Origin of the sequence: Micromonospora parathelypteridis (assembly GCF_014201145.1) — a bacterium.
GTDB lineage: Bacteria > Actinomycetota > Actinomycetes > Mycobacteriales > Micromonosporaceae > Micromonospora > Micromonospora parathelypteridis.
Map to the genome: position 1 here is coordinate 194,490 of NZ_JACHDP010000001.1, position 20,720 is coordinate 215,209.

At 71.7% G+C, this 20,720-nt stretch carries 17 protein-coding genes; 7 read left to right on the top strand and 10 right to left on the bottom strand.

Going from position 1 to position 20,720, the window contains the following annotated elements; all coding sequences use genetic code 11:
* Positions 1-46 precede the first annotated feature (46 nt).
* The 5 genes from HNR20_RS00850 to HNR20_RS00870 all read right to left on the bottom strand — a co-directional run bounded on the left by HNR20_RS00850 (position 47) and on the right by HNR20_RS00870 (position 4,297).
* Complete coding sequence (locus HNR20_RS00850; RefSeq protein ID WP_184175476.1) at positions 47-985, bottom strand: lysylphosphatidylglycerol synthase transmembrane domain-containing protein; 939 nt, start codon at positions 983-985, stop codon at positions 47-49.
* Positions 986-1,051: 66 nt separating this feature from the next.
* Entirely contained in the window at positions 1,052-1,870 is an 819-nt protein-coding gene (locus HNR20_RS00855) for a class I SAM-dependent methyltransferase (protein ID WP_184175478.1), read from the bottom strand.
* Entirely contained in the window at positions 1,867-2,913 is a 1,047-nt protein-coding gene (locus HNR20_RS00860) for a glycosyltransferase family 4 protein (protein WP_184187791.1), read from the bottom strand. Before HNR20_RS00860 ends, HNR20_RS00855 begins: the two co-directional genes overlap by 4 nt.
* Positions 2,913-3,311, bottom strand: a complete 399-nt coding sequence (locus HNR20_RS00865) for a 6-pyruvoyl trahydropterin synthase family protein (RefSeq protein WP_184175480.1) — start codon at positions 3,309-3,311, stop codon at positions 2,913-2,915. The genes HNR20_RS00860 and HNR20_RS00865 overlap by 1 nt, the downstream gene beginning before the upstream one ends.
* 2 nt (positions 3,312-3,313) lie before the next feature.
* A complete protein-coding gene (locus HNR20_RS00870; RefSeq protein WP_184175482.1) occupies positions 3,314-4,297 on the bottom strand; it encodes a zinc-dependent alcohol dehydrogenase in 984 nt (327 codons plus the stop codon).
* A gap of 94 nt (positions 4,298-4,391) precedes the next feature.
* On the opposite strand from HNR20_RS00870, the gene HNR20_RS00875 reads away from it, so the two are divergent.
* The 3 genes from HNR20_RS00875 (at position 4,392) to HNR20_RS32570 (ending at position 11,841) form a co-directional block, all read left to right on the top strand.
* Entirely contained in the window at positions 4,392-5,177 is a 786-nt protein-coding gene (locus HNR20_RS00875) for a CDP-alcohol phosphatidyltransferase family protein (RefSeq protein ID WP_184175484.1), read from the top strand.
* Positions 5,177-6,910 carry a sulfatase-like hydrolase/transferase gene (locus HNR20_RS00880; protein WP_184175486.1) on the top strand — a complete coding sequence of 578 codons (1,734 nt, stop codon included), beginning with the start codon at positions 5,177-5,179 and terminating at the stop codon, positions 6,908-6,910. Before HNR20_RS00875 ends, HNR20_RS00880 begins: the two co-directional genes overlap by 1 nt.
* 152 nt (positions 6,911-7,062) lie before the next feature.
* Positions 7,063-11,841: a choice-of-anchor A family protein gene (locus HNR20_RS32570; RefSeq protein ID WP_184175488.1), complete on the top strand. Its 4,779-nt coding sequence runs from the start codon at positions 7,063-7,065 to the stop codon at positions 11,839-11,841.
* A gap of 106 nt (positions 11,842-11,947) precedes the next feature.
* Here the strand turns inward: HNR20_RS32570 and HNR20_RS00890 are convergent, their stop codons facing one another.
* From HNR20_RS00890 to HNR20_RS00910, 5 genes are all read right to left on the bottom strand, one after another.
* A complete protein-coding gene (locus tag HNR20_RS00890) occupies positions 11,948-12,544 on the bottom strand; it encodes a hypothetical protein (protein WP_184175490.1) in 597 nt (198 codons plus the stop codon).
* A gap of 58 nt (positions 12,545-12,602) precedes the next feature.
* Positions 12,603-13,442 carry an alpha/beta hydrolase gene (locus HNR20_RS00895; RefSeq protein ID WP_184175492.1) on the bottom strand — a complete coding sequence of 280 codons (840 nt, stop codon included), beginning with the start codon at positions 13,440-13,442 and terminating at the stop codon, positions 12,603-12,605.
* Between the two features lie 57 nt (positions 13,443-13,499).
* The gene (locus HNR20_RS00900; RefSeq protein ID WP_184175494.1) at positions 13,500-13,805 is read right to left on the bottom strand and encodes a DUF1905 domain-containing protein; all 306 of its coding nucleotides are present in this window, start codon (positions 13,803-13,805) and stop codon (positions 13,500-13,502) included.
* Between the two features lie 81 nt (positions 13,806-13,886).
* Positions 13,887-14,684 carry a GNAT family N-acetyltransferase gene (locus HNR20_RS00905; protein WP_184175496.1) on the bottom strand — a complete coding sequence of 266 codons (798 nt, stop codon included), beginning with the start codon at positions 14,682-14,684 and terminating at the stop codon, positions 13,887-13,889.
* Positions 14,685-14,732: 48 nt separating this feature from the next.
* Complete coding sequence (locus HNR20_RS00910) at positions 14,733-15,344, bottom strand: helix-turn-helix transcriptional regulator (RefSeq protein ID WP_184175498.1); 612 nt, start codon at positions 15,342-15,344, stop codon at positions 14,733-14,735.
* A 68-nt stretch (positions 15,345-15,412) separates the two neighbouring features.
* On the opposite strand from HNR20_RS00910, the gene HNR20_RS32575 reads away from it, so the two are divergent.
* From HNR20_RS32575 to HNR20_RS00930, 4 genes are all read left to right on the top strand, one after another.
* Complete coding sequence (locus HNR20_RS32575) at positions 15,413-16,993, top strand: FAD-dependent oxidoreductase (RefSeq protein WP_373291113.1); 1,581 nt, start codon at positions 15,413-15,415, stop codon at positions 16,991-16,993.
* 196 nt (positions 16,994-17,189) lie between these two features.
* The gene (locus tag HNR20_RS32580; protein ID WP_221309654.1) at positions 17,190-18,149 is read left to right on the top strand and encodes a carbohydrate ABC transporter permease; all 960 of its coding nucleotides are present in this window, start codon (positions 17,190-17,192) and stop codon (positions 18,147-18,149) included.
* A gap of 8 nt (positions 18,150-18,157) precedes the next feature.
* Positions 18,158-18,991 (top strand): carbohydrate ABC transporter permease, encoded by an 834-nt coding sequence (locus HNR20_RS00925; protein WP_204940404.1) that lies wholly within the window; start codon positions 18,158-18,160, stop codon positions 18,989-18,991.
* A 29-nt stretch (positions 18,992-19,020) separates the two neighbouring features.
* Entirely contained in the window at positions 19,021-20,427 is a 1,407-nt protein-coding gene (locus HNR20_RS00930) for an ABC transporter substrate-binding protein (RefSeq protein WP_184175502.1), read from the top strand.
* Positions 20,428-20,720 lie beyond the last annotated feature (293 nt).

Here is a 20,720-nt window from a genome sequence, read left to right on the forward strand (position 1 = left end):
GTCCGGCGCCACCGCCGCGCGGCGACGCGTAGCGTCTCACAACCGATCAACAACCGCCGCTGGAGGCGGCTTCCCGGGCGGCGGCGGGAACCCGGCTCCGCCGGGCCAGCAACACGGCGGCGCCGGGCAGGCTGGCCACCAACACCAGAGCCCCGTAGACGGTGGCGGTGGCGACACCCTGGGCCGCGCTGAGCCCCGCCGCCCCGAACACCCACGCGGCCACTCCCTCGCGTGGCCCGAAGCCGGCGACGTTCAACGGCAGGCCCATGGCGAGCAGGGCGAGCAGCGTCAGCGGCAGTAGCCGCGACAGTGGGGCGTCCGCACCGGCGGTGCGCGCCGCCACCAGGAAGGTGGCCAGGTGACCGGCGACCATCACGGCGGAGGCGATCAGCACGCCGAGCCAGGTGCGCCGGGCCAGCAGCCCGGACCGCACGTCCGCCACGGCGGTACGCGCCGCTCTCGCCCAACGCGATCGGCCGGCGTTCGGAACGGCCCGGGCCAGCAGCACCGCGACCAGCCCGCCCGCGACGAGCAGCACGGCGGCGACCGGCAGGTAGGGCCGCACCGGGGACGGGAAGGCCGCGAGCACCACCAGGGCGACTCCGACCAGGACGACCTGCCCGGCGGTACGCTCCCAGATCACCGCACGGATGCCCCGGCTGACGTCACCGGCGTCGCGGCCGTGGCGTACCGCCCGGTGCACGTCGCCGAGCACCCCACCGGGCAGGGTGGCGTTGAGGAACACCGCCCGGTAGCAGTGCGCCACCGCGGTCGCCAGGGGCAGCCGCACGCCCAGGCCACCGGCGACCAGGCTCCACCGCCAGGCCGCGCAGACCGTGGTGACCAGCCCGATCAGCAGCGCCGCGGTCAGCGCCGGAGCGTCGATCAGTCGCACTCCGGCGAGGAACGGGCCGCCCCCCACCTGCCACAGCAGGACGGCGAGCAGACCCACCCCGCCGACCAATCGTGCCCAGGCCCAGAACATCGACGCCGGCCCTCCCCTTGAAGATCGTCCACTTGCCCTAGTGCACGTACCCAGGGCGTGAACGGTTCATCCGCCCGCGAGGAGGTCGCGATGCTCGACCTGCACGGTGAGCCGACCGGCCGCCGCGTCGGCCAGCCGGCGCTGGGCGTACTCGTGGGCCGGTCCGGCCAGGTCGGGGCGCTGCTCGCAGGCCGCACCCAGCCAGCCTCGGAACCACTCGGCGGCCAGGTCGGCCTGCTCCGGGCCGAGGTGCCACGGGCTGAGCCGTTCCCGTACGTCGACACCACGGCGGGCGAACGCGGAGGCGGTGGCGGCGACGGCGTCCGGGCCGAGCAGCCGCCGGCCGTCGACGGTACGCCGCTGGTGGTCGTTGAACGCGGCCTCGACCGCCGCGTCCAACGGGTCGGCCGGGCTGAGCCGGACCCGCCCGGTCACCGAGATGGCGAACAGGGCGGGGCGGCCGACGCAGGCGGCCACCACCCGCTCGATCTCCTCGGCGCTGAGCATGTCCAGCAACGCGGACGCGGTGACCAGGGAACCGTCGGCCAGGTCGGCGGCGCTCAGCCGGGTGAGGTCACCGCACCGCGTGCTCACGGTGACCGGGGCGCCGTCGGCGGCGGTCACCCCGGTCATGCCGTCGGCGGCGCGGGCCAGCAGGTCGGCGTCCCGGTCGTGCAGCACCCAGTGCTGCGGGCCGGGCAACCGGGTGGCCAGCCAGCGGCTCATCGAGCCGGTGCCGCTGCCCAGGTCATGGATCACCGTCGGGGCGTCACCGATCAGCCGGGGGCGGACGGCGTCCAGCAGGTCCTCGGCGCGCGCCGCCGCGTCGGCCGGCTCCCGCAACCGCAGCCAGTCGGCGAACGGCAGGGTCTCCTCGACGGTCATTCCGCCACCTCTCTCAGCACGGCGGCCAGCAACCCGACGGTCGCCGGCCAGTCGGTCAGGGTGTCGCGCCGGGCGAGGGCAGCACGCCGCAGCCGGCCCCGCAGCGCGTCGTCGCCCAGCCACCAGCTCAGCGCGCCGGCCAGCGCGGCCGGGTCGTCCGGCGGGACGAGCAGACCCGGGAGGTCACCGTCGGGGGTACGGCCGAGTGCCTCCGGTACGCCGCCCACCTGGGTGCCCAGCACCGGCAGGCCGCGGGCCAGCGCCTCGGTGACGACCATGCCGTACGTCTCGCCCCGCGACGGCAGCACCAGCAGGTCGGCGGCGGCGTACGCGGAGTCGAGCGCCGCCCCGGTCAGCGGGCCGGCCAGCCGGACCCGGTCGGCGAGGCCCGCACCGGCGAGTCGGTCACGCAGCCGGTGCACCAGGTCGGGCTCCCGGGTCAGCGTGCCGGCGCAGACCAGCGTCCAGGGAACCCCGGCCAGGACGGTCAGGGCGTCGACCAGCACGTCGTGACCCTTGTGGAGGGTGACCGCGGCCACGCAGAGTAGCCGGTTACCGGTGGCCGAGCCGGGGGGTACCGGCGGCGCTGGCGTCACCCCCGGCGGCGCAACCCGGACGCGGTCGGTGGGCAGCGGGTGGCGCAGCAGCAGACGGCGGCGGGTCCACTCGCTGGTGGTGACGACGGCCCGCGCGGTGGCCAGTGCTCGCGCCTCGGCCTCGTCGTCCAGCGGCATGTGCACCAGGACGACCAGCCGCAACCGGCGGGCGTGCGGGGCGAGCAGGTCCGGCACGGTCGAGGCGATCAGACCGTCGAGCAGCACCACGGCGTCGTCGGGCGCGGCGGCGAGCACCTCGGCCAGCTTTGCCCGGTCGGCCGGCCCGGGGTGCGGCCACGCGCCGGGCACCGGGTGCTCGTGCACCGCCCAGCCGCGCTCGCCCAGCCCCGTGCAGATCCGCCGGTCGTAGGTGTTGCCACCGCTGGGCGTGGTCGGGTCGTCGATGTCACCGGGCAGGACGACGTGCACCGCCCGGCCCGCATCGATCACAGCGACCGCTCGTAGCTGGCCCAGGCGACGTGCGACTCGTGCAGGGTGACGGTGATGCCCGCCAGCTCGCGTGCGCCGGCGCCCAACTCGCCGGCGTGTACGCGCTCGGCCAACCGGTCCGCGATGGTGCGGGCCAGCACCTCGGTGGTGGTGTTCACCCCGGCGAAGGCCGGCTCGTCGTCGAGGTTGCGGTAGCTCAGCTCGCTGAGCACGGCCCGCAGCTGCTCGGTGGCCAGGCCGATGTCGACCACGATGCCGTCGGAGTCCAGGTCGGCACGGCGGAACGTCGCGTCCACCACGAACGTCGCCCCGTGCAGGCGCTGGGCAGGGCCGAACACCTCGCCCCGGAAACTGTGGGCGATCATCATGTGATCCCGAACGGTCACGCTAAACACGGTCACTCCCCGTCGTCGTAGGTGATGAGGTGGCAGAGCGCGGGAAGGTCACCCGCGCTCAGTCTGGCGAGCACGTCGGGTAGCTCCGCGAACCGGGACGCACCGGTGATCAGCGCGTCGAAGGCCGGATCGTCGAGCAGGTCCAGGGCTAGCGCCAGCCGGTCGGTGTAGCTGCGGCGCCCCCGCCGGGCGGGTGCGACCATGCCGACCTGACTGCTGCGGACGGTCAGTCGACCGGAGTGGAACGCCCCGCCCAGCGACACCTGCACCGGGCGGTCGCCGTACCAGCTCAGCTCGATGACCGTGCCCTCCGGCGCGAGCAGGTCAAGGGAGCGTTGCAGGCCGGCCCCGCTGGCGCTGGCGTGCACGACCAGGTCCCGGTCACCGGTCGCGTCGGCCGGTTGGGCGAATTCGACGCCGAGCGCGCCGGCCACCCCGGCCCGGCGGGCGTCGGTGTCGATCAGCTCGACCTCGACGCCGGGGAATCGGGCGAGCAACGCGGCGACGCAGCAGCCCACCATGCCCGCGCCGACCACGCTGACCCGGTCTCCGACCAGCGGCGCCGCGTCCCACAGCGCGTTGACAGCGGTCTCCACCGTGCCGGCCAGCACCGCCCGGGCGGCCGGCACCCCGTCGGGCACCGGCACCACGGCGGTGGCCGGCACGACGTACGCGCTCTGGTGCGGGTGCAGGCAGAACACCGTGCGCCCGAGCAGTTCCGGCGGGCCCTGCTCGACCACGCCGACGCTGAGATAGCCGTACTTCACCGGGCCGGGGAAGTCACCCTCCTGGAACGGCGCGCGCATCGCGGCGTGCTGGTCGGCGGGCACGCGACCGGCGAAGACCAGCGTCTCGGTGCCCCGGCTGACCCCGGAGTAGCGGGTACGGACCAGCACCTCGTCGGGCCCCGGCGTCGGCAGCGACACCGGCCGGATCTCCGCCGCGCCGGGCTCGCGCACCCAGCAGGCGTACGCCTCGCGGTTCACCGTCGCGCACCTCACCTTTTGCTCCGGGCCGAACCGAACGGCCGCCGTTTCCGTGTTCCCTGTTGGGGTCGTCGATCATAAACACGGAGGTACGGTGCCCACAGTTCGAAGTGGTCCGAGGATCGGGCTGACCGCGCAACTGGCCGTGCTGGCGGCGCTGGCCGTCACGGTGGGGCTGAGCCCGGCGGGCTGGCTGGTCGGGGTCGGCTACGGGGTGGTCACCTGCCTCGCGTTGAACCAGGGCCTGCACCGGGCCGACGCGTCCCGGTTGGGCCCCGCCGACCGGGTGACGCTGACCCGGGCGATCCTGGTCGGCGCGGTCGCCGCGCTGGTGGTGGACTCGTTCGGCCGGCCAGCGCCGGTGGGGCTGCTGGTCACGGTGAGCGCGGTGGCGCTGCTGCTGGACGCGGTGGACGGCCAGGTGGCCCGGCGTACCCGCACGGTCAGCGCGCTGGGCGCCCGCTTCGACATGGAGGTCGACGCGTTCCTCATCCTGGTGCTCAGCGTGTACGTCGCGCCGACCGCCGGCGTGTGGGTGCTGGCCATCGGCGCGATGCGGTACGCGTTCGTCGCGGCGATGGTGGTGCTGCCGTGGCTGGACGGGCCGCTGCCGCCGCGCTACTGGCGCAAGGTGGTGGCCGCCGCGCAGGGAGTCCTGCTGGCGGTGGCCGCCGCGCGGGTGCTGCCTGAGCCGTGGACCACGCTGGTGCTGGTGGCGGCGCTGGCGATGCTGGTCGAGTCGTTCGGCCGCGACGTGGCGTGGCGGTGGCGACACCGCCCCACCGTCGCGCCGGAACCCGTCACCGTGCCTCCTCGGCTGCCGGTGCGCGCCTTGGCGGCCAGTTCGGGCGGTAGCGTCCACTCCGACTGGAGGCCGTGATGACCCTTCCCGCCCGGGTGCGCCGGCTCACCGGCCGGTTCCGCGCGCACCGCCCGGGGGTTGACGCGTCCCCGCGTACCCCTGGGGTTTCTCCCGGCCGGGCCCGGCGGACGGCGAGGGTGGCGGGCAGCGTGCTGGCCGTTCTCCTGGTGTTCGCCGTGCTGGTGGGCCCGGACCGGCTCGGCCTGCTGACGCCCGGCGCGTTCCTGCGCATCCCGCTGGAGGGGTTGCTCGTCGGCGCGCTCCTGCTGGCCCTGCCGGCGCGGCCCCGGCGGGTGGTGGTGGCCGTGGTCGGTCCGCTGCTCGGCCTGCTGGCCATCGTGAAGCTCGCCGACCTGGGCTTCCGGACGGCCCTCGACCGGCCGTTCGACCTGGTACTGGACTGGTTGCTGCTCGACGACGCGTACGGCTTCGTCCGGGACTCCTTCGGTCGCGCCGGCGCGGTCGGCGCGGCGGTGGGTGTCGTGCTGCTCGTCGGCGCGCTGCTGCTGGTGCTGACGCTGGCGCTGCGGCGGCTGGCGTCGCTGCTGGTCCGCCACGAACGCGCCGCGACCCGGACGGTGGCCGCGCTGACCGTCGTCTGGGTGGCGTGTGCCGTCGTCGGAGTGCGGGTCGTGCCGGGCGTTCCGGTGGCCGACACTCAGATCACGGCGCTGGTCGGCGCGCACGCCGCTCAGGTGGACCAGCGGCTGCGTGACCGGGAGGTGTTCACCGCCCAGATCGACGCCGACCCGTTCCGCGACGTCCCGGGTGACCAACTCCTGACCGGGCTGCGCGGCAAGGACGTCATCCTCGCCTTCGTGGAGAGCTACGGGCGCGACGCGGTGGAGGACCCGGAGTTGGCGCCGCAGGTCAACGCCGTGTTGGACGCCGGGACCGAGCGGCTGCGCGCGGCCGGGTACGAGGCCCGCAGCGGCTTCCTCACCTCACCGACCTTCGGCGGCGGCAGTTGGTTGGCGCACGACACGTTGCTGTCGGGTCTGTGGACGGACAACGAGCAGCGCCACCGCAGCCTGCTGGCCAGCGACCGGCTCACCCTCAACGGCGCGTTCCAACGGGCCGGCTGGCAGACGGTCGGGGTGCTGCCGGCCGCCACCCAGCCCTGGCCGGAGAAGGGTTTCTTCTCCTTCGACCGTTACTACGACGCGGAGGCCCTGGGCTATCGGGGGCCGAAGTTCAGTTACGCGCCGATGCCCGACCAGTACACGATGCAGTTCTTCCAGCAGCGGGTACGGGCCGACGCGGACCGTCCGCTGATGGCGGAGATCCCGCTGATCTCCAGCCACTCACCGTGGACGGCCGTGCCCCGGATGATCGGCTGGGACCAGGTTGGCGACGGTTCGGTCTACGGCAGCGCCGCGACCGGCGAGGACGGTGGCGAGGCCGACGACCGGGACACCGGCCAGGTCCGGGCCGGTTACCGGCAGGCCATCGGTTACTCGTTGGAGACGCTGATCTCGTACGTGCAGACCTACGGGGACGACGACCTGGTGCTGGTCTTCCTCGGTGACCACCAGCCCGCCCCGGTGGTCACCGGCGAGGGCACCAGCCGGGACGTCCCGATCACCATCGTGGCCCGCGATCCGGCGGTGCTGGATCGGGTGTCGGGTTGGGGCTGGCAGCAGGGGCTACGGCCCGGGCCGGACGCTCCGGTGTGGCCGATGGACAGCTTCCGGGACCGGTTCCTGACCGCCTTCGGTCCGTCGACACCGCCGATCGCCGCGCCGCGCTAACGGCAGCCAGCGCCGATTCGGACAAATTGCCCATAAGCTATTAAATACCTCGCTACGCTCCCCTCGCACATCGGACACATCGGGGGCGTGATGAGATTTCTTCGTGGGGTAGCCGCAGGTCACGGGCTGCGGCGCTGGTCGCCGTCGGTGGCGTGCTGGCAGTGAACGCCCTGCTGGCACCGGCGCCAGCGTCGCCCCCGCTGAACCAGGTACTGGCCGCGGCCGAGGCCGTCGGGCCGGTCAACCCGGTCGCCGAGGCGCTGAGCTTCGGGGTGATGACCGAGGGCAACGCCAGCGTGATCAACGACGAGAACGAGGGCACCCTCGCGGTCGGCGGCGATCTCACCTTCGGCAACTACCAGCTGGCCAACAACACCGCCGGGTCGTTCGTCGTACCCGGCGACGCCAACCCGACCGCCCTGGTCGTGGGCGGACGGGTGAACTTCGCCGGCAGCGTCGGCGGCACCCGCCTCCAGGTGCTCTCCAACGGTTACGCCAAGATCGGCAACCTGACCGGCACGTTCGTCCGCGACACCGACAACAACGGCGCCCAGGTCAACACCCGGATCCTGCCGTCGGACAACTACGACGCGTACCCGCGGGTCGAGCTGGTCACCCGGCAGCCGGTGGCCAGCGTCGGGCCCGCCGCACCGATCAACTTCGCCGGCGCCTTCGCCGCCTTCCGGGACAACGCCGCCGGCCTGGCCACCTGCGGCAACACCGTGGTGCTGCGAACGCCGAACGGCGCCGTGCTGCCCCGACCGATCCCGGCCGGCAGCAACGCCGTGGTCACGCTGACCCCGGGCGTGACAAACGTGCTCAACCTCAGCGCGGCCGACCTGAACAATATCCAGACGCTGACGTTCGCCAGCCAGCCCACCGCCGACACCCCGCTGCTGGTCAACGTGGACACCAGCGGCGTCGGCAACGACTTCGACTGGAACGCCCCGAACTTCGCCGGCATCGGTGGCCCGCAGGCGCGCTACGTCCTGTTCAACTTCCCGACCGCCACCGCGCTCACCCTCACGCAGGCCGCGGCCACCGTCGAGGGCACCATCTTCGCCCCCAACGCCAGCCTCGCCGACCTCTCGGCCAGCAACACCGAGGGCAGCGTCATCACCCGTACGCTGGACCACCGCGGCGGCGAGATCCACTACTTCCCGTTCAGCACCACGCTCGCCTGCGAGGGATCCACCCCGGCCGACATCGACGTGATCAAGTCGTCGACCACCGCGGTGATCACCACCGTCGGCCAGCAGGTCCCGTACTCGTTCCACGTGGTCAACACCGGCGGCGTCCCGCTCACCAACATCTCGGTCACCGACGTGCAGACCCCGCCGTCGTCGAACGCGAACCTGGGCCCGATCACCTGCGCCGTCAACACCCTCGCACCCGGCGAACGGACCGCGTGCACCGCCACCTACACCGTCACCCAGGCCGACCTGGACAACGGCGGAGTCACCAACGTGGCAACCGCCCAGGGCACCCCGCCAAGTGGTCCCCCGGTCGTCTCCGAGCCGGACACCCTGACCATCCCGGCGCAGCCACTCGCCGCCGCCGTCACCGTGGTGAAGTCCTCCACCACCGTGTCGATCACCTCGGTGGGTCAGCAGGTCCCCTACCGCTACCTGGTCGCCAACACCGGCGGTGTGACCCTGACCAACGTCGGCATCACGGACGTGCAGGCGCCGCCGTCGTCGAACACGAACCTGGGCCCGATCACCTGCGCCGTCACCACCCTCACGCCCGGCCAGACCACCACCTGCACCGCCACCTACACCGTCACGCAGGCCGACCTGGACAACAACGGGGTCACCGACACCGCCACCGCGCAGGGCACGCCGCCCGCTGGCCCCCCGGTCACCTCGCCGCCGTCCACACTGACCATCCCCGAGTCGGGGCTGACCCCGTCGATCACGGTGACGAAGACCTCCACCACCGCGTCGATCACCACGGTCGGGCAGCAGGTGCCGTACTCGTTCCACGTGGTCAACACCGGCGGGCTCACCCTGACCAACATCAACGTCACCGACGTGCAGGCGCCGCCCTCGTCGAACGTGAACCTCGGTCCGATCACCTGCGCCGTCACCACGCTCGCGCCCGGCGCGCGCACCGGCTGCACCGCCACCTACACCGTCACGCAGGCCGACCTCGACAACGACGGGGTCACCAACACCGCCGTCGCACACGGCACCCCGCCCGGAGGCGGCACGCCGGTGGACTCGCCGCCATCGACGCTGACCGTGCCGGAGACCGGCCTGGTCGCCTCGATCGCGGTGGTGAAGACGTCCACCACCACGGTGATCAGCACTGTCGGACAGCAGGTGCCGTACTCGTTCCACGTGGTCAACACCGGTGGGTTCACCCTGACCAACGTGGGCGTCACCGACGTGCAGACGCCGCCGTCGTCGAACGCCAACCTCGGCCCGATCACCTGCGCGGCGACCACTCTCGCCCCGGGGGCGCAGACCGCCTGCACCGCCACCTACACGGTCACCCAGGCCGACCTGGACTTCGGCTCGGTACGCGACACCGCGACCGCGCAGGGCACCCCGCCCGGAGGCAGGCCGCCCGCGCAGTCGCCGCCGTCGACGTTGACGATCCCGGGCGATGCGGTCGTCCCCGCCATCTCGCTGGTGAAGTCGTCCACCACCACGGCCATCAGCTCGGTGGGCCAGCAGGTGCCCTACCGGTTCCTGGTCGCCAACACCGGTGGCGTCACGCTGACCAACGTCAACGTCACCGACGTGCAGACCCCACCCTCGTCGAACGCGAACCTCGGGCCGATCACCTGCCCGCAGACCACGCTCGCTCCCGGCGAGACCACCGCGTGCACCGCCACCTACACCGTCACCCAGGCTGACCTGGACAACGACGAGGTGACAAACGTCGCCACCGCGCACGGCACCCCGACGGGCAGTGAAACCCCGGTCGACTCGGCGCCGTCCGAGCTGATCATCCCGGCGGCCGACCTCACCCCGTCGATCGCGGTGGTCAAGTCGTCCACCACCACCGCGATCACCTCGGTCGGGCAGCAGGTGCCCTACCAGTTCCTCGTGATCAACAACGGGGACGTCACGCTGACCAACGTCAACGTCACCGACGTGCAGACCCCGCCCTCGTCGAACGCGAACCTCGGGCCGATCACCTGCCCGCAGACCACGCTCACGCCCGGTCAGGTGACGGCCTGCACCGCCACCTACACCGTCACGCAGGCCGACCTGGACAACAACGCGGTCGTCGACGTCGCCACCGCGCACGGCAACCCGCCGGGCAGTGACACGCCCGTCAACTCGCCACCGTCCACCCTGACGATCCCCGAGACCGGGCTGGTCGCCGCGATCTCGGTGGTCAAGACCTCCACCACCGCGTCGATCACCACGGTCGGCCAGCAGGTGCCGTACTCGTTCCACGTGGTCAACACCGGCGGGCTCACCCTGACCGGCGTCAACGTCACCGACGTCCAGGCACCGCCCTCGTCGAACGCGAACCTCGGCCCGATCACCTGCGTGAGCACCACCCTCGCCCCGGGCGAGTCCACCGCCTGCACCGCCACCTACACGGTGACGCAGGCCGACCTCGACAACGACGGGGTCACCGACACCGCCACCGCGCACGGGACGCCCCCGGGTGGTGGGACGCCGGTGAACTCGCCGCCCTCGACGCTGACCATCCCCCAGGCCGGGGTCGTCGCCGACATCGACGTGATCAAGTCGTCGACCACGGTGGCGATCACCGCGCCGGGGCAGCAGGTGCCGTTCACCTTCCTGGTGGTCAACACCGGCGGCCTCACGCTCACCGACGTGACCGTCAACGACACCGTGCTGCCGCCGTCCGAACGGGACGCGCTCGGGCCGATCACCTGCGGCCCGCAGGACACCCCGAACGGCGAGGTGACCCTGGCGCCGGGCGCGTCCATCCAGTGCCGGGCGACCTACACGGTGACCGCGACGGACTTCACCGGCGCCGCGTTGGTCAACGTCGCCACGGCCACCGGTACGCCGCCGGTCGGGCCGCCGCCGGTCTCCCCGCCCTCGTCCCTGGACATCCCGATCCAGCACCCGGACATCGCCATCGCCAAGTCGGTCACGCCCGCCGTGGTGTCCGCTGCCGGTGACACGGTCACGTTCGAGTTCGTCGTGACCAACACCGGCAACACCTCGCTCAGCGCGGTGACGGTCGACGAGACCGAATTCTCCGGCACCGGAACGCCCGGGCCGATCACCTGCGGCACACCGCCGGTGGCCAACGGCAGCGTCACCCTGGTGGCGGGGGCGAGCACCACCTGCACGTCGACGTACACCGTCACCGCGGCGGACATCGAGACCGGCAGGATCACCAACACGGCCGCCGCCGCCGGCACGCCGCCGACCGTCCCCGGCCAACAACCACCGGCACCGGTACGCTCCGAGCCGGCCAGCGCCGAGGTCACGGCCACCCGGGGTGCGGCGATCACCGTGGTGAAGTCCAGCAGCACCGACAAGATCGGCCGACCGGGCGAACAGGTGCCGTTCGAGTTCGTGGTCACCAACACCGGGCAGGTGACCCTGACCGACGTGACGGTCACCGACACTCTCACCGCGCCGGCCTCGCCGACCAACCTCGGCCCGATCACCTGTGGTCCGGACCGGACGGCCAACGGGGCCGTGACCCTGGCGGCGGGCGCCGCCGTCACCTGCTCGGCGACCTACACGGTCAGCAAGGCCGACTACCACCATGGATCGCTGCGCAACACCGCGACCGCGACCGGCACCCCGCCGGACGGTCCGGCACCGGTGGCACCGGAGTCCACCATCACGATCCGCGTCAAGGGGAAGCTGCCGGTGACCGGCGAGTCGTACCCGGTGGCCTGGATGAGTGGTGGCGTGCTGGCCCTCCTGCTCGGCGCGACGCTGCTGCTGGTCGCACGGCAGCGTAGGACCCGCGCCTAGCGCGGGATGATCGCGAGGGTCGGACCGGAGGGGAACCGGTCCGACCCTCGCGGCACGTCACCGCCATCGCCGCCCACAGCCGCGACCCGTCAGCACAGGCTTTCCCTCAGACGGTGCTGTCGTCCCGCATCCAGTCGACGAAGGCGCCCATTCGCTCTGCGCTCCAGCGTTTCCGGGCCGGGTATCCATACCGACGGAGCTCTGCCATCTCGAAGCGCCAACGCATGACAGGCCCGGGACGATAGGCGGCGAGATTGATGCCCCGCTGCCTCGCGAGCCCCTCAGCGCTGCTGATCAGGCGATCGATGTCGCCGGGCTTGAGCTCGAGATCACGCACGGCGGTGGCGATGACCGCCAACTCCGCCAGGCCGGGATGCGCAGGGCTGACGTCTTCGTCGCCGGCCGCGTCTCCCAACTCCCAAAGAATGGCCCGCGACACCTCGTCCGCGGTGACGCCGTACGTCGCGTGGGTGTGCTTGGTCACCCGCTCAGCGAACAGGCGAATCTCGGTCGGGTTGTGCCGGTCGGGGCTCAGCCAGCGAATCGCGACGCTGAACATTCCCAGCAGCACACCCCCCAAGGCTCTTCGGTCGAGGAATGCGCGCGGTTGCAGGCGACGCACCAGCGAGCGATCTCCGAGCAGGACGGCGTGCCAGTAGTAGCCCTGCGTCGTGCTCAGTCCGCTCGCCCGCCCCGTGGTCATGCCAGGAGGGTACGAACGGTCCACAAGCGCGGCAGGTGGCGAAGGGTGACCAGAGCGCCTACGCGGCGAGGACTCGGGTGAAGAACGCCAGACTGTCGCGGACCAGGGGCTCCAACGGCACTCCGGCGAAACAGTGGTCGGCCCCCGGCACCACCGACAACTCGACCTCAGCTCCTGCCGCGGTCAAGGCCGTGGCGAGCTCCTCGCTCTGTCCCACCGGCACGACCAGGTCCTGGTCGCCGTGGACGAGCAGCATGGGTGGGGCCCCGGCGGTGACGTAGGTGATCGGACTGGCTGCCCGGCCCCGCCCCGGGTTCTCGGTCAACGGGGCGCCGATCAGGAGTGACTCGGGTGAGTCCGCCGCGTCGTGGTCGATCGTCGCCAACGGGTGTGCCTGCGACTGCATGGTCAACAGATTTGCCGGCGCGTACCAGCAGACGGCGGCCGCGACGCGGCTGTCGTCCTGGTCCTCCCCCGTCAATGCGACCATCGAGGCCAGGTGCCCGCCGGCCGACTCGCCCCACACGCCGATCCGGTCGCGGTCCACGCCCACCTCGTCGCCCTTGCGGCGTAGCCAGCGCACCGCCGCCTTGACGTCGTCGAGTTGCGCGGGGAAGTGCGCCTCGCCGCTGAGCCGGTACTGCGCGGAGGCGACCGCGAACCCCGCACGTATCGCGGCGGTGAACGGATCGGCCTCCATGAGCCAGTCGGCCGGTTGCTTGGGCGAGCCGAACAGCCACGCGCCGCCGTGGATCCACAGCAGCACCGGGACCGGCTGGGGGGCTTCCAGCGGCACGACGAGGTCCAACGTCAGCGGGCGGAAGCCCGGGACCTCGTGCACGACGATGTCGCGGTGCTCGATCCGGTCACGCTGGCGTCGGTATGCCGCATCGATCATCGCGTCATCCTCGCATCACCGGCTCTGGAGTGTCTGTCCACCGAACGCGGCCGGTCGTCACACGTCGATGAGTTCGACGGTCACGGTCTCGATGTCGCCCACGTCGAACGCTTCGGCCTTGCGCACGGCGCGCTTGATCGGCAGCACGAACGCGCCGCCACCGCCGCCGCCGGGGAAGATCGAGGTCGCCCACGTGCTGCCACCGATCGTCGCCCGGACCCGCACCGAGCCGAAGCCCCGACGCGAACCGTCGGTGAGCTCACGGATCTCCTGCGAGGCTTCGGCCGGCAGGCTGACGAACGTCCACGTTTCAGCGCGCCGGGCATCCCACAACCACAACTCGGCGTCGAAGACGAAAACCACGGCCGCAGGATCACACACCGGTCCGACATTTCCGCGGCGGCGATGACTGTGTCCGGCGACCGTGGCCGGCCGCCCGCGCTGTTATCCCGCGCTGGTGGTCGGGCTCCACACCCACGGGGTGGTGGTCGTCACGGCCTGCAGGCCAAGGCGTTGCAGGATCGGCCTACTGTCCTCGGACGCGTCGACCAGAAGGTACCTGATGCCCCGGTCAGCGGCGATCTGCGCTCGGCGGGCGACCAGCGCACGGTAGATGCCCTTCCGACGCCACTGCGCGAGGGTCGATCCACCCCACAACGCCGCGAACTCCGTGCCGGCGATGATGACCAGCCAGGCGGCCGACACGACCTCGCCCCCGGCCTCCGCGACGAGCACGACGATGTTCTCCGGGGCCGACTCGATGCGGTCGCGAAGGTCACCGGCGAGCCAGGACCAGTCGGCGCCCCAGACCTCGGACTCCATGGCGGCGATCCGACGCAGGTCGGCAAGGTCGGTCGTGGCGCGGATGGTGATGCCGTCGGGGACTTCGCCGGCGGTGGTCAGTGTGTCTGCCACACCGATGACGACCGTCTCCTCGTCCTCCGGCGCGAACCCGGCCAGCCGCAGGCGCTCGGTGAGATCCGGCCGGTCGTGGCCGTACGTCTTCCACTCGACCGCCTGGCCCAGCGTCGCCCAGCGGTCCCGCACCCGACCGATGTGCGCGTCCAGCTCTTCACTGCTGAGGCCGTCGAGATCCTGGGCGAAGGCGAATCCTCGCGCAGGGGTGGCGATCTGCAGAATCGGGCCGTCCCACGACGGCTCCCAGTTGTTCGGCAGCCGTGCGGCGATGGTGCCCCGCACCTGCTGGTCGTGCAGTACGAGAAGTTCATTCGGTGTCGTCATCGCGGCGAAGGATGGCAGCGGTGCCGCCCAGTCAGCAAGCCATTTCGGTCACGCCGGCGGGTGATCAGTCGGAGGGTCGGGCGCGGCGGGGCGGGCCCGGACGTGCAGCCGCTCCCCCTGCGGTCCGAAGAGGCTGAGGGCCTCGGCGGTGCCGGGGCCGGGGTTGAGGACGAGGTGCGGGATGCGGGTGTCGAACTCGGCGACCTCGCCCGGGGTCAGGGTCAGGTCGCGGTCGCCGAGCAGCAGCCGTAGCCGGCCCGAGAGCACGTAGAGCCACTCGTACCCCTCGTGGGTCTGCGGGGTCCGTTCCCCGGCGGACGGGTCCGGCGGGAAGATCTGTTTGAACGCCTGCAGCCCGCCCGGTCGGCGGGTCAGCGGCAGGAACGTGATGCCGTGTATGACGATCGGCTTGGGGCGTACGCGAGGGTCGCCGGTGGCCGGAGCGTCGACCAGCTCGTCCAGCGCCACCTGGTAGGCCCGGGCCAGTGGCAGCAGCAGCTCCAGGGTGGGCCGGCGACTGCCGGATTCCAGCCGGGACAGGGTGCTCACGGAGATGCCGGTCAGGTCGGCGAGCTGGGTCAGCGTGGTCCCGCGCTGGTGGCGCAGGGCGCGCAGCCGGGGGCCGACGGCCGCCAGCGCGGCAGCGTCCTCGTTTGCCATAACAGCAAGGATAGTTGCCACCTGACCGGCGGCGACGGATGGTGGGCTCAGCCGACAGATAAAGGGAGATACCGGTGGACGAGACATACGACGTCGTGGTGGTGGGCGGCGGTGCCGCTGGGCTCAGCGGAGCCCTGGCACTGAGCCGGGCCCGACGGTCGGTCCTGGTGATCGACTCCGGTGAGCCGCGCAATGCGCCGGCCGGCCACGTGCACAACTACCTGGGACGGGAGGGGACGCCGCCGGGCGAGCTGTTCGCGGTCGGGCGGACCGAGGCCGCCGGGTACGGCGGGCAGTTCCGCACCGGGCGGGTGGAGGCTGCCACGCGTGCCGACGACGGGTTCCGGCTGAGCCTCGACGACGGGACTTCGGTGCGGGCACGCCGGCTGCTGGTGGCCACCGGATTGACCGACGAGTTGCCCGACGTGCCCGGGCTGGCCCAGCGGTGGGGGCGCGACGTGCTGCACTGCCCGTACTGCCACGGCTGGGAGGTGCGGGACCGGCGGATCGGCGTACTGGCGACCGGGCCGATGGCCGTGCACCAGGCCGAGATGTGGCGGCAGTGGAGCTCCGACGTGCTGCTCCTGCTGCACGACGCCCCCGCACCCGACGAGGAGACCGCCGAGCGCCTCGCCGCCCGGAGCATCGCGGTGGTGCCCGGTCCGGTCGCCGCGGTGGAGGTGACCGGGGACGCGCTGACCGGCGTACGGCTGGCCGATGGCCGGGTGGTGGCGCTGGACGCGGTCGTGGTCGGGACGCGGCTGACTCCCCGCGCGGATCTCCTGGTGGGGCTGGGCCTGGCCCCGGAGGAGGTGACGATGGGTGGGTACGTGATCGGCGCCCAGATCCCTTCCGACACCACCGGGGCGACGACCGTCCCGGGCCTCTGGGTGGCCGGCAACGTCGCCGACATCCGCGGTCAGGTCATCACGTCCGCCGCTGCCGGTCTGACTGCCGGAGCGGCGATCAACGCCGACCTCATCGCCGAGGAGACCCGTGCCGCGGTGGCCGCGTACCGGCAGTTGGTGGCGACGGCGTTCGAGGAGCCGGCGTGGGAGGAGCGCTACCAGTCCCGGTCCGCGGTGTGGAGTGGCCGGCCGAACCCGCAGTTGGTCGCCGAGGTCGCGGACCTGCCGCCGGGGCGCGCGCTGGACGTGGGTAGCGGCGAGGGCGCCGACGCGGTGTGGCTGGCCGAGCGCGGCTGGCAGGTGACGGCGGTGGACATCTCCACCGTCGCGTTGGGCCGGGCCGCCGCGCACGCCGACGCTGCCGGCGTCGGGGGCCGGATCGAGTTCACGCACGCCGACCTGCGCGACAAGCCGCCCGCCGAGGAGGCGTACGACCTGGTGTCGGCGCAGTTCATGCACCTGCCTCCGGTGCAGCGGCGGGAGTTGTTCGCCCGGCTGGCCGCCGCGGTGGCGCCGGGTGGCGTCCTGTTGATCGTCGGGCACCACCCGTCGGATCTGTGGACGTCGGCGCACCGGATGCACATGCCGGACATGATGTACACCGCGCAGGACGTGGCCGCCGCGCTGGACCCGGCCCGCTGGGAGGTGTTGGCCGCCGACGCCCGCCCCCGTCCGGCCACCGACCCGGACGGCCAGCACATCACCCTCCACGACGCGGTGCTGCTCGCCAGGCGGCGCTGAGCGCGGGTGCCGGTGGCGGCCCACTCGCCACCGGCACGCATAGTCACGAATGTCTGGGCAGGGCCGGGGATCTGAGCTGCGGATGTCTATCTCTCTCTGCGTGATGTGACGCTGCGTAGGCAATGTCACTGGCACGTCAGCCATCCGCCACCTGATTCACCCCACCCGGACGTACGGCCTGTGCAGGCTGCCCGGCGTGACAGCTCCAACTCTGCTCGCGGCCAGCCCCGCTGCCCGCACCGACCGGCCACCCGGCCGGGCCCGCCGGGCCGCCACGCCGGCGCGGGCGCGGGAGACGGCACTCGGCCTGCTCTTCGCTCTTCCCGGCCTGGCCGGCCTGGGCATCTTCGTGATCTTCCCGCTGTTCCAGGCGATCTACCTGGCCACCCGGGGCAACGACATCCTCGGCAACCCGACCCGGTCGGTGGGGCTGGCGCACTTCCAGGAGCTGCTGACGCCGGAGTTCGGCACGGTGCTCTGGCAGACGCTGGTCTTCACCGTGCTGGTCGTGGTGCCCGGCGTGCTGCTGCCGCTCGCGCTCGCCGCGCCGATGACCCAACGACTGCCCGGCATGAGGATCTTCCGGACCGCCTTCGCCCTGCCGTTCGCCTACTCGGTCTCGGCGGCCAGCGTGGTCTGGCTGATCATGCTGAACCCGGGGATCTCGCCGGTGAACTGGGCGCTGGGTCTGATCGGTGTTCCCGCGCCGAACTGGACCACCGAGCCGGGCTGGGCGATGGCCACGGTCGTCGGCGTCACCGTGTGGATGGTCTCCGGGTTCAACCTGCTCGTGCTCGCCGCCGGCTTGGCCGGCGTCGACGAGGAGGTGTTGGAGGCGGCCCGGATGGACGGTGCCACCGGCCCTCGGCAGTTCGTCAGCATCGTGCTGCCGATGATCTCGCCGAGCCTGTTCTTCGCCGTGGTGACCACCACGCTGGCCGCGCTTCAAGCGCTCGGTCAGGTGCAGATCATGACCGACGGCGGGCCCAACGGGCACACCCGGACGCTTGTCTATTCGATCTTCGACAACGCGTTCCACAACAACAACAGCAACTTCGGGCTGGCCAGCGCGCAGGGCCTGGTGCTGCTGGTGATCGGCGTGCTGATCGCCGTGGTGCAGTTCGGCGTCCTCGAGAGGCGGGTGCACTACCGGTGAGCAGGAGCGTGAACCGACCCGGTCCGGTACCGACCGTCCTGACCTACCTGTGGCTGGGCATCGCCGCGGTGGTGCTGCTCTTCCCGGTGCTGCTCACCGTGCTCGGTGGCTTCCTGCCGTCGAACGCGCTGCTGCACCAGCCACCGCAGCTCTTCGACGGGGACTGGACGTTGGAGAACTACCGGGCCGCCTGGCGACAACCGGTGGTGCCGCTGGCCCCGGCCTTCGTGAACTCGCTCTTCGTCGGGCTCAGCGTGATGCTCGGACACCTGATCACGTCGTGCCTCGCCGCGTACGCCCTGGTCTTCATGCGCAGCCCGCTGCGCAGGCCGATCTTCTGGCTGTTCCTCGCCACGATCATGGTGCCCTACGAGTCGATCGTGGTGCCGAACGCACTCTTCATCCGCTCGCTCGGCATCAACGACAGCCGGCTCAGCCTGATCCTGCCGTTCCTGGCCACCGGCTTCGGCGTGTTCATGCTGCGTCAGGCCTTCGCCCAGTTCCCCCGGGAACTGCGCGAGGCGGCCGTCATCGACGGCTGCGGTCACCTGCGGTTCCTGGTCACCATCCTGTTGCCGGCGAGCCGGCCGGCACTGATCGGCATCGCGGTGTGGTCGTTCCTGCAGGGCTGGAACATGTACTTCTGGCCATTGATCATCTCGTCCAGCAACAACTCGCTGAACACTCTGCAAACCGCGGTCTTCGCCCTCAAGGACAACGAGGGCGGCAGTCCCGCCGTGCTCCTGGCCGGCATCACCATCACGCTGGTGCCGACGCTGCTGCTGGTCATCTTCGGCCAGCGCTGGCTCGTCCGGGGCTTCACGGCCGGCGCGGTCAAGTAACTCCCCCAACCCCGTAGTAGGAGGAAACAGTGCGTACCACTCTGCGCCGGATCGCGGTCGGGCTCTCGCTCGCCGCCCTCACGGCAACCGCCGCGGCCTGCAGTTCGGCCACAGCGGACAGCAGCGACGCCAGCAGCGGCACGGACGCCCCGGCCGCCAGCGCCCTGGACGGCAAGGGCGAGGTGTCGATCGACTTCTGGCACGCGATGACCGGCAAGAACGGCGAGGCGCTCACGCAGCTCGCCGACCAGTTCAACGCGAAGAACAAGGGTCGCGTCAAGGTCAACCTCCAGTTCAAGAACACCTACGACGACACGCTGTCGGCGTACAAAGCCGCGCTGAACAGCGGTCAGGCCCCAGACGTGGTGCAGGTGTACGACATCGGCACCCGCTTCATGATCGACTCCAAGTCGACGGTGCCGGTGCAGTCCTTCGTGGATGCCGACAAGACCACCACCGCGGACATCCAGCCGAACATCGCCGGCTACTACTCGGTCGACAACAAGCTCTACTCGATGCCGTTCAACACGTCGATGCCGTTGCTCTACCTGAACAAGACGGCGTTCACCAAGGCCGGCCTCGACCCGGCGAACCCGCCGAAGACGCTCGACGAGATCACCGAGGCGGCCCGCAAGCTGACCGTGAAGGACGCCAACGGCCGGGTCACCCAGTACGGCTTCGGTGCCGCGCTCTACGGCTGGTTCCTGGAGCAGTGGACCGCCGTCGGCAACCAGGAGTACTGCGACCAGGGCAACGGCCGCGACGGCCGGGGCACGACCGTCAAGCTGGCCACCGACGACCACGTCAAGCTGCTCGCCTGGTGGAAGAAGATGGTGGACGAGGGCCTGGCGCCCAAGCTGGACAGCAACACCACCACCGCGGACAACGCGTTCACCGCCGGCACCATCGCGATGACCCTGGAGTCGACCGGCTCGCTGAGCGGGTTCCTGAAGAGCTCCGAGGGCAAGTTCGACATCGCCACCGGCAACTACCCGAAGATCAACACCACCGACGCGGGTGGCCCGATCATCGGTGGCGCCTCCCTCTGGGTGGTCGGCAAGGGCAAGGACGACGCGCACAAGCGCGCTTCCTGGGAGTTCGTGAAGTTCCTGTCCGACAAGGACTCGCAGGCCACCTGGCACACCTCGACCGGGTACTTCCCGATCAGCAAGGGTGCGCTGGAGACCGAGGTCGACAAGCAGTGGGTGGCCCAGCGGCCGCAGTTCCAGACCGCGATCACCCAGCTGCAGAACACCCCGCTGAGCAAGGCCACCCAGGGTTGCCTGCTCGGTGCGATGCCGCAGGCTCGTAAGGCCGCAGAGCAGGCCATGCAGGCGGCCGTGCTCAGCGGCACCGAACCGCGCGCCGCGCTGGAGCAGCAGCAGGAGGCCCTCGCCGGCCCGGTCAAGGACTACAACCAGTCCGTAACCAACTGACCCCGTACCAAATTTCACGTCGGCCGGTCGCTCACCGCGACCGGCCGACGTGCTCTCCCCCACCCCACCCCCGCCCCGCCCCCGGGCGGCGATCATGCAGTTGTGGTGGGGGACAAGAGCCGCGGATCGGGGTCACCCGGGCACCACGACTCCATGATCAACCCTGGGCCCGGGTGTTCGAGCAAACAGCGGTGGGAGGGGCCTACGCTCGGCGCGGGCTCGGCGGTAGCGTTGCGCCACACTGACGGCCCGCGGGGCAGGCGACCGCCGACCCTGACGCCCCGATCTTACGG